The 12,549-nt window shown below is 67.9% G+C and carries 11 protein-coding genes; 10 read left to right on the top strand and 1 reads right to left on the bottom strand.

Annotation, left to right across the window (positions count from 1 at the left end; translation table 11 throughout):
• Positions 1-15: 15 nt before the first annotated feature.
• Positions 16-849 carry a GntR family transcriptional regulator gene (locus AB4879_RS05830; protein WP_102807959.1) on the bottom strand — a complete coding sequence of 278 codons (834 nt, stop codon included), beginning with the start codon at positions 847-849 and terminating at the stop codon, positions 16-18.
• 195 nt (positions 850-1,044) lie between these two features.
• Here AB4879_RS05830 and AB4879_RS05825 point away from each other — a divergent pair, with 195 nt between their 5' ends.
• From AB4879_RS05825 to lysA, 10 genes are read left to right on the top strand one after another with little or no spacing between them, the layout of a single operon-like run.
• A complete protein-coding gene (locus tag AB4879_RS05825; RefSeq protein WP_370506822.1) occupies positions 1,045-2,688 on the top strand; it encodes an ABC transporter substrate-binding protein in 1,644 nt (547 codons plus the stop codon).
• A 6-nt stretch (positions 2,689-2,694) separates the two neighbouring features.
• Positions 2,695-3,663, top strand: a complete 969-nt coding sequence (locus tag AB4879_RS05820) for an ABC transporter permease (protein ID WP_370506821.1) — start codon at positions 2,695-2,697, stop codon at positions 3,661-3,663.
• Complete coding sequence (locus AB4879_RS05815; protein ID WP_370506820.1) at positions 3,660-4,577, top strand: ABC transporter permease; 918 nt, start codon at positions 3,660-3,662, stop codon at positions 4,575-4,577. Before AB4879_RS05820 ends, AB4879_RS05815 begins: the two co-directional genes overlap by 4 nt.
• A complete protein-coding gene (locus AB4879_RS05810; RefSeq protein WP_370506819.1) occupies positions 4,574-5,545 on the top strand; it encodes an ABC transporter ATP-binding protein in 972 nt (323 codons plus the stop codon). The genes AB4879_RS05815 and AB4879_RS05810 overlap by 4 nt, the downstream gene beginning before the upstream one ends.
• Positions 5,542-6,564 (top strand): ABC transporter ATP-binding protein, encoded by a 1,023-nt coding sequence (locus tag AB4879_RS05805; RefSeq protein WP_370506818.1) that lies wholly within the window; start codon positions 5,542-5,544, stop codon positions 6,562-6,564. The genes AB4879_RS05810 and AB4879_RS05805 overlap by 4 nt, the downstream gene beginning before the upstream one ends.
• Positions 6,561-7,745, top strand: coding sequence for a M20 family metallopeptidase (locus AB4879_RS05800; protein ID WP_370506817.1), 1,185 nt, complete (start codon positions 6,561-6,563; stop codon positions 7,743-7,745). Before AB4879_RS05805 ends, AB4879_RS05800 begins: the two co-directional genes overlap by 4 nt.
• 29 nt (positions 7,746-7,774) lie before the next feature.
• On the top strand, positions 7,775-9,139 hold the full coding sequence (locus tag AB4879_RS05795; protein WP_370506816.1) for an aspartate aminotransferase family protein: 1,365 nt from the start codon (positions 7,775-7,777) through the stop codon (positions 9,137-9,139).
• The gene (locus AB4879_RS05790; protein WP_370506815.1) at positions 9,136-10,569 is read left to right on the top strand and encodes an FGGY-family carbohydrate kinase; all 1,434 of its coding nucleotides are present in this window, start codon (positions 9,136-9,138) and stop codon (positions 10,567-10,569) included. Before AB4879_RS05795 ends, AB4879_RS05790 begins: the two co-directional genes overlap by 4 nt.
• Positions 10,569-11,294, top strand: coding sequence for a glucosamine-6-phosphate deaminase (locus AB4879_RS05785; protein WP_370506814.1), 726 nt, complete (start codon positions 10,569-10,571; stop codon positions 11,292-11,294). Before AB4879_RS05790 ends, AB4879_RS05785 begins: the two co-directional genes overlap by 1 nt.
• The gene (gene lysA, locus AB4879_RS05780) at positions 11,295-12,548 is read left to right on the top strand and encodes a diaminopimelate decarboxylase (protein ID WP_370506813.1); all 1,254 of its coding nucleotides are present in this window, start codon (positions 11,295-11,297) and stop codon (positions 12,546-12,548) included.
• Position 12,549: the final 1 nt, after the last annotated feature.

Raw genomic sequence — 12,549 nt, 5'->3', positions numbered from 1 at the left:
CCGCCGACCGCTTGGTCAATACACCGGGTTGGTCAACGGTGCGACCGACCAGTTGGACAACTCCGAGGGCCCAAGGATGCGGTGGCGGGTCTGGCCCGCGGTGTAGAACGTGAATTTCGTGGCGCGGTAGCACTGTTCGAAGCAGTCGAAGGCCTGCCCGTCGGCGTCGAAGCTGACCCCGCGCACTCGGACGATCGGGTCGCCCGCCGGGATGTCCAGGTGTTCGGCCTCCCAGCTGTTGGGGGTGTCGACTTCGAACGCCTGCTCGGTGTACTCATCGGTGAGCTGGTAGCGCTCCGCGATGAAGCGATACAGCGAGCCGCCCTCGGCCAGGAGATCGTGGTCGATCGCGGGGACTCTGTCCAACGGCAACACGGCGCGCTCGAGGATCTTGTCGGAGCTGCCGATGCTGCGTTTACGCCAGATCTCCCACACCGGTTGGCCGGGATCGACCCCCAACGCGGTGGCAATCGTCGTACTCGGAAGTCCGACACCGATGGAGATCAACGCGGTGCTGACCGCGGGGAGTCCGCGCTCGTTGTCGAGCAGGGTGTGTAGCAGTTCGCCGGGGCGCGTCGGGTCGCTCGCGATACGCGGCTCGGCGACGAATGTCCCCAGGCCCTGCCGCCGGGTGATCTTGCCGGCCCGCTCGAGTTCGTCGAGGGCGCGCCGCACGCTGATGCCGCTGACTCCGGCGATCTCGGCGAGCTCTGTTGTCGAGGGCAGGCGATCGCCGGGCTGGAGGCCGCGCTCGGCCATGATCCCGAGCACGAGGTCGTAGACGTGCTGGTACCGCAGCTTGCGGTCAGCGGGCGCCGCCGTGGTCTCGGCGCGCTTGGCCGTCGGCATCGTGGTGTTCTCCCTCCCCGCACCAACAGGTTAGTGCACTCAGTATGCAGATACCCGGTATTGCGGTGATCATGCTTGTGAACTGAGAGTTTTCCCGAATAACCTGAAAACTTTCCGAAACAAACACGCAATCGGCCGGCAATCAACGACACTCATACTACTCTGTATACAGAGTGTGGCTCAGAAGGGATTGCCATGGCATCAGCGATAGATCGTCGGACGTTTCTGCGGACCTCGGCGGTGGTTGCCGCCGCCGTGGGCGGAGCGGCGGCGCTCGCGTCCTGCGCACCGCAGACGGCGAGCAGCACCGTGTTGCGAGTCGGCTCCACCACCGATATCGACTCGTTGAATCCGTTCACCGCGGACTCCACCCAGTCCGACGACGTTCTGCAACTGGTCTACGACCGGTTGATGGGCTATGACGCGCAACTCAACATCGGGCCCTCGCTGGCCACCGACGTGCAGGTCACCGACGGCGGCAAGACCTTCACCTACAGCCTGCGGTCCGGGGTGAAGTGGCACGACGGCAAGGACTTCAGCGCCGACGACGTCGTCTTCACCTTCCTGATGGTGCGCGACAACGACTACGGCACCTATGGGGCCTACGTGAAGGACCTCACCGATGCGGTCAAAGTCGGCGACAACCAGGTTCGGCTGACGTACTCGCAGCCGCAGACGCTGCAGCCCGGCGTCATCATGCCCATCGCCCCAAAGCACCTGTGGGAGAGCGTCGCAAAGGACGATCTGCCCAAGTATGCCAACGACAAGCCGGTCGGAACCGGACCGTTCAGCTTCGTCTCCTGGGACAAGGGCAGTGTTGCCACCGTCACCCGAAACGATGCGTGGTGGGGTGCCAAACCGGCAGCCCAGAAAGTCACCTGGACCAAATTCGGCTCCGACGACGTGGTCACCCAGGCGCTGCGGAGCGGCGACATCGACATCGTCCCGGAGGTGCCGCCCACGATCTACACCGGTCTGCAGAACGCCTCCAACGTCAAAACGACTGCGATGGAATCGTTCTCGTTCCACATGATCGGCTTCAACTGTTCGACCGCCCCCGGCTCAAAGGGCAACCCCATTCTGCGTGATCCGGTGGTGCGCCAGGCGCTGTCCTGCGCGGTCGACCGCAGGCAGCTGGTCGAGCTGGCGCTGGCCGGCTATGGAGAACCCGGTACCGATCTGCTGCCACCGGCCTTCGGCGACTTCCACTTCGTGCCCGCACCCGACGCGGTGTTGGACAACAATCCGGCCAAGGCCAAGGAGCTGCTCGACAAGGCCGGCTACACCGACCGCAACGGCGATGGCATCCGCGAATCCAAAGACGGTGCGCCACTGGAGTTCCGCCTGCTGGTCATCGCCGACACCACGGTGGATATGAAGGCCGCCGACCTGTTTGTCACCGCGGCCAAAGCCGTCGGGGTGAACCTCAAGCTGTCCAGCACCGACGCCGACAGCATGGGCGCGACGGTCTACAACGCCGACACCCCGGACTGGGACGTGATGATCTGGGGGTGGGATTCCTCGTTCTACGACCCGTCGTACCTCCTGGGCATCGCCACCACCGACCAAATCGGCGGCAACAACGACACGTTCTGGACCGACCCCCGCTATGACGAGCTCTATCAACAGCAATCGACCACAGTCGACCGCGCTGCCCGGGTCGCGCTGGTCCAGGAGATGCAGGCCATTCACTACGCCGCCTGCCCCTACATCGTGATGTGGTATCAGAAGAAGCTCACCGGTACCCGGACCAATACCTGGACCGGTTGGCAGCCGATGAACGGCGGCATGATCCTGAACTTCCCACGGGTGAACTACCTCGACGTGAAGCCGGCCTGAGACTCGATGCTGAGGTACCTCGGGCAAAAGGTTTCTTACCTGGTGCTCACTCTGCTGGCGGTGGTGGCGACGAATTTCGTTCTCTTCCATCTGATGCCGGGCGATCCGGTGACACACATCGCGCGCGGCCAGCACCTGGACGCCGAAGCGATCGCCCGGCTGCGCACCTATTATGGGCTCGACGAGCCGATGGCGTCCCAGTTCGTCACGTATCTGCACAACCTGATCACGGGCGACCTCGGGTTCTCCTACACCTATCAGGCCGCTGTGGGACCGATCGTGGTGAAAGCCCTTGGCAACACGTTGATCCTGGTGACCATCTCCACCCTGCTGGTGATCATCCTCGGCGTGCTGATCGGGGTGTTCGCCGCATCCCGGCGCGGTACGCGTACCGACTCCGGCCTGGTGATCGGATCGCTGGTGTTCTGGAGCCTGCCGACGTTCTGGGTGGGCATGCTGCTGATCTTCGTCTTCGCCGTCTCGCTCGGGTGGTTCCCGATCGCGGGCATGTACACGGCCGACGCACTGTACCCGACGGTGTTCACCCGAATCGCCGATCTGGCACGGCATCTCGTGTTGCCCACGATCGCGATGGTGCTGGTCGACATCGCCCAATTCGTCCTGATCACCCGCAGTTCGCTGCTGGCGACCCTGTCCGAGGATTACATGACCACTGCGCGGGCCAAGGGCCTGACTCCGCGACGGGTGCTCTGGCGCCACGGGGTGCGCAATGCGCTGCTACCGGTGGTGACGGCCACCACGCTGTACGCCAGTGCCACCGTCGGCGGCACCATCCAGGTGGAGACGGTGTTCTCCTGGCCCGGCATGGGCCAGTTGATCTACCTGTCGGTGATCCGGCGCGACTATCCGGTGATGGAAGCCTGCTTCCTGATCTTCGCGGTGGTGGTCGTGCTGGCCAACTTCGCCAGCGACGTCGTCTACCGGATGCTCGACCCGCGGGTGCGGCTGACGTGACCGGCCCGCTGCTCGACCCCAGCCTGGAACCCGAAGAGCCTGCCGCGGCACACGTGCCCGGCGGCTGGCGCGGTGTGCTGCGTCAACTTCTGGCCGACCCGATGGGCCGCATCGGCCTGCTGACCGTCGCCGCCGTCATGCTCGTGGCGATCCTCGGCCCGCTGCTGGCGCCATACGACCGCACCGATGTCGCCGAGTCGCGCACCGGAATCCTGTTGCCGCCCAGCGGCGCCCACTGGCTGGGCACCGATGAACTGGGCCGGGACATCCTGCGTCAGGTGCTGGCAGGCACGTCGGTGTCATTGGAGATCGGCCTGATCGCCACCCTGATCACGGTGCTGATCGGGACTCTGGTCGGCGTGCTGGCCGGCTGGTTCACCGGCTTCGTCGACGCCGTGCTGATGCGGATCACCGACTTCTTCCTGGTGCTGCCCAACCTGCCGCTGATGATCGCACTCGGCGCGATCATCGGGCAGAGCCTGCCGATGATCGTGCTCGTGATCGCGGTCACCAGCTGGCCAAGCACCGCGCGCATCGTCCGCTCCCAGGCGCTCGCGCTGCGCGAACGTGAAGTGGTGGCCCGCGCCAAAACAGTCGGACTGTCCTCGGTGGGCATCCTGTGGCGGCTGATCCTGCCCGGGGTCATGGCACTCGTGATCGCCAACGCGGTCTTGGTGATCGCCGGGTCGATCCTCGCCGAAGCCACGCTGTCGTTCCTCGGACTCGGCGACCCCACCCGCACCTCATGGGGGCAGATCCTGCACAACGCCTTCGCCGCCGGGGCGGTGGGCAACGGCTTCTGGTGGTATTTCCTGCCGCCCGGCGTCGGCATCGTGGCGGTGGTGCTCGCCTTCTCACTGGTCGGCCAGAGCCTGGAGCGGATCCTCAACCCCCGGCTGGCGGTGGCCGAATGACACTGCTCAGCATTCGCAATCTCACCGTCACCTACGGTGCCCGGGTACGGGCGGTCGACGGGGTCGACCTGGACGTCTCAGCCGGTGAGGTGGTCGGGCTGGCCGGGGAATCCGGTTGCGGCAAAAGCACGTTGGCGCTCGCGGTGGCACGACTGCTGCCGCGCGGCGCCGTCGCGACCGCCGACGAGCTGAGCTTCGCGGGAACCGATCTGCGCACCGTCGCCGATGCCGAACTGCGGGCTATCCGGTGGCGGCGGTTGTCACTGGTGTTCCAGGGCGCGATGAACGGATTCAACCCGGTGATGACGGTCGGCGATCAGATCCGCGAGGCGATCCGGGCGCACGAACCCGCCGCCGATCGAAAAGCTCTGCGGCACAGAGTCGCAGAGCTGCTGACCCAGGTCGGGATCCCGGCGGGACGCGCCGCCGACTATCCGCATCAACTCTCCGGCGGGATGAAGCAGCGTGCGATGATCGCGATGGCACTGGCGTGTCGGCCCGATCTGGTGATCGCCGACGAACCCACGACGGCACTCGATGTCATGACCCAGGCGCAGATCCTCGAGTTGATCCGCGGCCTGGCCGACGAACTCGGGCTGGCGATGCTGATCATCTCCCACGACCTGACCGTGCTCGCCGAACTGTGCGACCGGGTCGCGGTCATGTACGCCGGGCGGATCGCCGAGCGTGGGCCGGCCGAGGAGATCTTGACCTCCGGGACCAGGCCCGCGCATCCCTACACTCGCCGATTGCTGGACTGCTATCCGCGGCTGGACTCCGGACAGGCGTCGATCAGCGGGATCCCGGGCAGCCCGCCCGATCTGGCACACCCGCCCGCGGGGTGCCGGTTCCACGACCGCTGCGCCGAGCGATTGGCCCGCTGCGCGACCGACGATCCGGCGTTGCGGCCGGTGCCCGGTGGCGTCGACCATGTCGCGGCATGCCACCTGGTGGGGGTGCCCGCATGACCAAGCCGGTGGTCGCCGAGGTACGCGACCTACACGTGCACTTCCCGGTGCGACACGGCCGTCGACGGTTGATCGCCCGGGCGGTCGACGGTGTCGATTTGTGTGTCCGCGAGGGCGAAATCGTGGCTCTGGTCGGTGAATCGGGTTGCGGCAAAACCACCGTCGCGCGCACGATCATGCGACTCGTCGAGGCCAGCTCGGGATCGGTGTCGGTAGGCGGGGTCGACATCACCCACGCCCGGGGTGCCGCGCTGCGCAGGCAGCGCCGTGATTTCCAGATGATCTTCCAGGACCCGTTCGAGAGCCTGCCCAGCGACGCCACCGCGATCGGCGTCGTCAGCGAGGGCCTCGCCATCCACCGCGGCGACCTGGATGCGGCGGGCCGGCGCCGGGTTGCTCTGGCGGCGCTGGAGATGTGCGGGTTGACCCCGGCGGCGGCGATCGCGCAGCGCCGCATCTTCCAACTCTCCGGCGGCCAGCGCCAGCGGGTGGCCATCGCGGCCGCGCTCGCGCTGGAACCCCGGCTGCTGGTGGCCGACGAACCGGTGTCGATGCTCGACGTGTCGCTGCGCGCCGGGGTCGTCAGGGTCTTGCTGGACATGCGCGAACGCCTCGGGGTGGCCATCCTGTTCATCACCCACGACCTCGCGTTGGCCGGCGTGTTCGCCGACCGGGTGGCGGTCCTGTACCTGGGCCGGGTGGTCGAGCAAGGCCCCGCCGCCGACGTGATCGGCACGCCCCGGCACCCCTACACCCGTGCGCTGGTCGACGTCATGCCGAAGGCCGGTGAGGGCAGACGGGCGGCTCGCACGCTGCTGAGCGGTGAGCCGCCCAACGCCACCGCCACCCCGCCGGGCTGCAGTTTCGCGCCGCGCTGTCCGCTCTACCGGCAGCTCGGCCAGCCCGAACGCTGCCGCACTGACCAGCCCACACTGGCCGCTGCAACATCGGAACATGTTGTGGCATGCCATTTTTCGGACCTCGAAGAATCACCAACACCGAAGGAGAACACGACATGACCGTCACTCGTGACGAAGCGATCGAGCTGCTCGAGGCGATGGTTCGAATCGACTCCGTGACGCCCTGGCTGATCCCGGGCGGCGCCGGAGAGGGTGAGGTCGCCCGGTTCATGCGCGACTGGCTGGCCGATCTGGGCCTGGACGTGACGCTGGAGGAGGTGGAACCCGGCCGGCCCAACGTGCTGGCCTGGCTGCGGGGCAGCGCACCCGGCCCGACGATCTGCCTGTCCGCGCACAGCGACACCGTCGGCTATGCGAACTGGGCCGACACCGCCCTGCAGCCGGTGATCGACGGCGACCGGATGATCGGGCTCGGGGTGGCCGACGACAAGGGCGGCTGCGCCGCCGCGATGCTGGCGGTGCGCGAATTGGTTCGCTCGGGAACGGAATTGGCCGGCAATGTGCTGGTCGCGCTGGTGATCGACGAGGAGGGCATCAGCATCGGCACCGAGCATCTGGTGGCCCACCATGCCGACGAGATCGACCTGGCCATCAACCTCGAGCCCGACGGTTCGCACACCATCTACGGCGAGCACCAGGGATTCGGCTGGATCGACATCGTGGTGCACGGTGAGCCGGCCCACGGATCGGCACCCGACAAGGGCGTCGACGCGATCGTGCACATGGCCGAGGTGGTGACCCGCCTGCACCAACTCGACGAGACCCGCTGGAAGCCGAACCCCGACCCCAAGAACGGCCGCACGGTGTTCCACACCGGGACGATCCGCGGCGGCACCGACTACGCCACCTACCCCAATCAGGCCGTGCTGGGCATCGAGATCGGCACCCAGCCGGGTGAGACGCTGGCCGACCGGGTCGCCGAGATCGAGGCGATCTTTGCAGAGGTCACGAAGTCCGAGCCGCGCTTCCGCGGTGAGGTGATCGTCCGACTGGACCGCGATCCCTTCACCGGTGAGGGTAACGAGGCGCTGCTGAGCGCACTGGGCGACGCGACGGAAGCCGTCAACGGGGTGCGCTCACCGGTGACCGGCCTCAACGCCTGGACCGACGCCGCCCTGTTCCAGAGCGCAGGCATCCCCACGGTTTTGTTCGGGCCGGAGGGCGGCAACTATCACGCCGCCCAGGAGTGGGTCTCCATCCCGGACACGATCGCCACCACCGAAATCCTCCACCGCACGCTGGTGACCCTGCTGGGCACCTCCGTCTCTGCTTCCCAGTGATGACAACGACTGCAACGAAAGAGAATCCGATGTCGTTCGCCGACGCGTACGCCGCCCGCACCGCCACCACCTCGACCATGTACGAACGGGCCAAGCGCACGATCCCCGGCGGGGCGGGCTCGACGGCCCGGCTGCCGCGCAACGGGTGGAAGCCCTATCCCATCTTCATGGCGCAGGGCAGTGGGTCGCGGCTGACGGATGTGGACGGAAACACCTACATCGACTATCTGCTGGGGCTGGGTCCGATGATCCTGGGACATCGCCATCCGGTGGTGACCAACGCGGTCACCGAGGCGGTGCGTGATCTGGGCACGTGCTTCGGGCTGCCCTACGAGCTGGAGATCGAGGCCGCCGAGAAGGTGGTGGCGGCCGTGCCCGGGATCGAGCAGGTGCGCTTCACCAACTCCGGATCCGAAGCGGTGGGCACGGCGGTCCGGCTGGCCCGGGCGACCACCGGCCGTCGCATCGTGGTCCGGTTCGAAGGGCACTACCACGGCTGGCAGGACACCGTGTACTGGTCCAACCACGTCGACCCGGAGCTGGCCGGGCCGGCCGACCATCCCCGGCCGGTCGCGATGGGCCCGGGGGTGCCCGCCGAACTGGAGGACACCTTGGTCGTGCTGACCTGGAACGATCCGGACAGTTTCGTCGACCTGATGAACCGGCGCGGCGACGAGATCGCCGCCGTGCTCACCGAACCCGCGGTGTTCAACACCGGGTGCATCCTGCCCGAACCCGGCTATCTGGAACTGCTGCGCAGTGAAACCCGCAAGCACGGTGCCCTGCTGATCTTCGACGAGGTGATCACCGGTTTCCGCTTCGCCCGCGGCGGTGCCCAGGAATGGTTCGGGGTCACCCCGGATCTCACGACGCTGGCCAAGGGACTCGGCGGCGGGTTCCCGGTGGCCGCGGTCGGCGGCTCCACGGAGGCCATGCGCCTGGTGGCCGAGGGCGTCTACTCCCATTCGGGCACCTACAACGCCAATGTCGTGCAGTGCGCGGCGGTGTCGGCCACGATGGATTTGCTGGCCGAACCGGGGCTCTACGAGCGGCAGCGGGCGCTCGGTCACCGGCTGGCCGCGGGTCTCGGCGAGCTCGCCGCCGAGCGCGGTCTGGACGCCTACTGTGAGGGTCTGGGCACGGTGTTCCAGTTGTGGTTCGCCGACGGCCCGATCCACAATTGGCGCGATGCGGTGGCGCGGGCCGACGAGCCCCTGTTCACCCGGTGGTACGAGGAGATGGTCATTCGCGGGGTGCTGTTCCATCCGCTGCAGTTCGAGAACCTGTTCGTGTCGCTGGTTCATGACGACCGCGACATCGACGAGACACTGCAGGCGGCCGCCGACGCGCTGACCGTCGTCGCCCGCACGCGGACGCCTGCTTCCCGGTCGTGACCGGACCGGTAGTCATCGGCGTCGACCTCGGCACGTCGGCGGTCAAGATCGTCGCGGTCGATCACCACGGCAGGCCCGTTGCGTCGGCCCGGGTCGATTATCCGACTAGACGGCCGGAAGCCGAAGCGGCCGAACAGGATCCACGCGACTGGTGGCAGGCGCTCGGTGCCGCCGGAGACATTGTCTCGGGCCGGGTGGCGCCACAGCGCTGGCATGCGATCGGTCTGACCGCGATGTTGCCCACGCTGGTCGAGCTCGACGGGGCACTCGAACCGGTGGGCGCGGCGATCACGTGGGAGGACGGCAGGGCCGAGCGGAATGCCGACGAGCTGCGTGCGCGGGTCGGTGACGCGGTGCTGTACCGGATCACCGGACAACGGGTCGACGGCCGGTACCTGGCGCCGATGCACGCCAGGCTCCAGGGGCTCGGCCGCGCGGGCACGACGGTAGCCGGCGCCAAAGATGTCCTGTTCCACCAGCTGACCGGGGCGTTGCTCACCGACCCCAGCACCGCCGCGGGTAGCGCCGCCTTTGACATCGAATCCGGTTGCTGGAGTGCCGAACTGGTTGAGTCGACGGGTCTGCCGCAGTTACCAGAGGTCGCTTCCGCAGCCACGGCGCTGCCGCTGACCGCGCGGTGGCGGCAGCGCTGGGGGGTGCCCGGGGAGCTGCCCGTGGTACTGGGTGCGGCCGACTCCGCGCTCGGTGCGCGGGGGGTGGGCGCGTTGGCTCACGGTGATGTCGGGGTGATCGCCGGCACCAGCGCGGTCGTCCTGGGTATCTCCGATCAGCCGACCAGAGATCCGGCCATGCGCTACCTGGTGACTCCGCTCGCCGGTACCGGCTGGGGGCTCGAAATGGATTTGTTGGCAATGGGTTCGGCGTTCGACGGTGTCGCGGCGCTGTTCGGCCTGGCCGGGCCGGCGGATCTGCTCGAGGCGGCGGCCACGGTGGCCCATGCCGACGCGCCGTTGTTCCTGCCGTACCTGTCACCGGGTGAGCAGGGCGCGCTGTGGGACCCGAGCCTGACGGGCAGTCTGCAGGGTCTGCGGCTGGGCATGGGTGTCGGGCACATCGGCCGGGCGTTGCTCACCGGGATCGTCGTCGAACTGCGCCGTTGTATCGACGTGCTGGCGGCGACAACGGGCCGTTCGGGCCCGGTCCGGCTCGGCGGCGGCAGCGCGGTCAGCCCGTTGATGTGGCAGGACATCGCGGATGCGACCGGACGCGAGGTGTGGGTGGATCCGACGGTGACCGACCACTCGGCGATCGGTGCGGCGCTGTTCGCCGCAGATGTGACCGGCCGTCCGATCATCCGGAACGACGCGCCGCAGATCATCGCCCCGCGACCTGAATGGCATGCCTGGTGGACCGATTGCGTTGCCCGCCATGACCGAGCCCGGGTGGCAGCGGGCGGGAGGATGAACTGATGCGGGTGACCGTGGTCGACGACGAGATGTTCGCCAGCACCGCCGCAACGGCGGTGCTGGAAGCTCTGCCGTCGAGTGCGCCCACACTCGGCGTGGCCACCGGCGAGACCCCGATGCGGGTCTACGCCGAGTTGGGCTGCCGCAGCCGCCGAGGGGACGTCGACCTCTCCGGTGCCCGGGTGATCGCGTTGGACGAGTATGTCGGCCTCGACGCCGATGATCCCCGCAGCTATGCGGCGTATGTGCGCACACGCATCGCCGATCCGCTGGGCATCGCGGCCGCCAATGTTCATGTGCCACAAGGTGACAGTGATGATCCCGGCACGGCAGCGAAGGAATTCGAGCGGCAGCTCACCGAGGTGGGTGGAGTCGACGTTCAGATCGCCGGGATCGGCTCCAATGGGCACCTGGCGTTCAACGAGCCCGGCTCGGCGCTCGACTCCACGACGCGGGTGGTGGAGCTGTCCGCGCAGACCCGGCGCGACAACGCCCGGTTCTTCGGTGGCCGGGTCGACGACGTCCCACGGCGGGCGATCACTCAGGGGCTGGCGACGATCAGCCGGGCCCGTTCGATCCTGCTGCTCGCCGCGGGCCGGGCGAAGGCGGACGCGTTGGCGGCGGCACTGCGCGGACCGGTCGTCTCCGATGTGCCGGCGTCAGTGTTGCAGCGGCACGGCGACGTGACAGTGATCGCGGATCGGGCGGCATGGAGCAGGATGACATAGATGAGTGATCCGGACGTGCTCGACCTGTTCCCACCCGGCTCCCGGATGGCCGACGGCGTGCTGACCGTCGGGGGCTGCCGCCTCGATGACCTGGCTGCCGAATTCGGCACCCCGGTCATGGTGGTCGCCGAGGATGCGGTGCGGCAGCGGGCCAGGGACTATCTCACGGCGTTTCGCAGCCGGTGGGCCCGAGCGGATGTGGCGTTCGCGTCGAAAGCATTCCCCTGCACCGCGATTCAGCGACTGGCCCGCGAGGAAGGGCTGCTGCTCGACGTCGCCGGTGGGGGAGAGATCGCCACCGCCTTGGCTGCCGGAGCCGACCCGGCGCGGATGCTGTTGCACGGCAACGCCAAGACCGACGAAGAAATCGGTATGGCCGTCAGCAATGGCGTCGGCCTGATCGTTGTCGACAACTTCGACGACATCGACCGGCTGGAACGCATCGTCGAGCCGGGCACCAGGCAGGCCTGCCTGGTGCGCGTCGTGCCCGGTATCGAAGCCGACACCCATTCCGCGGTGGCGACGGGGCATGCCGGCTCGAAATTCGGTCTGCTGCCGGCGGACGCGCGAGTGGCGATCGAGAGGATCCGCCGCAGCCGGGTGTTGCGCTGCGACGGGGTGCACACTCACGTCGGCTCGCAGCTGCTCGACGCCGAACAGCTCGCCGCCGCCGTGGCCCCGGTCGCCGAGCTGGGCAGCTTCGACGTGTACGACTTCGGGGGCGGGCTCGGGGTGCGCTACACCTACGCCGATCACCCGCCGACGGTGGACGCCTACGCCGACACCATGATCGAGAAGGCCCGCAGCCTGGTTCCCGCCGAGGCCCGCATGATCGTCGAGCCGGGCCGGTCGATGACCGCGTCGGCGGCCTGCACGGTCTACCGGGTGACCACCGTCAAACACGGGGTGGTCACCCACGTCGCGGTCGATGGCGGGATGGGCGACAACCTCGAGGTCTCGCTGTACGGACAACGGTTCGAGGCGACCCTCGTCGACCGGATCGGTGGGGGAACCGACGTCACCGTCGTCGGCAGGCACTGCGAATCCGGCGACCAGCTGATCGATGGTGTCCCGCTTGATAATCCGGTGGTCGGGGATCTGTTGGCCGTCCCGGTCACCGGGGCGTACTGCTACACGATGTCCAACCAGTACAACGGGGCGCGCCGCATCCCGGTGGTGTTCGCCGCGAACGGCGACGCCAGGCTCGTGGTACGCCGCGACACCTGGGCCGATCTGTTGGCCCGCGACGTGTGAG

It is taken from the genome of Mycobacterium sp. SA01 (assembly GCF_041287105.1).
In the GTDB taxonomy this organism is placed as follows: domain Bacteria; phylum Actinomycetota; class Actinomycetes; order Mycobacteriales; family Mycobacteriaceae; genus Mycobacterium.
This window is presented reverse-complemented; position numbering and strand designations above follow the sequence as displayed.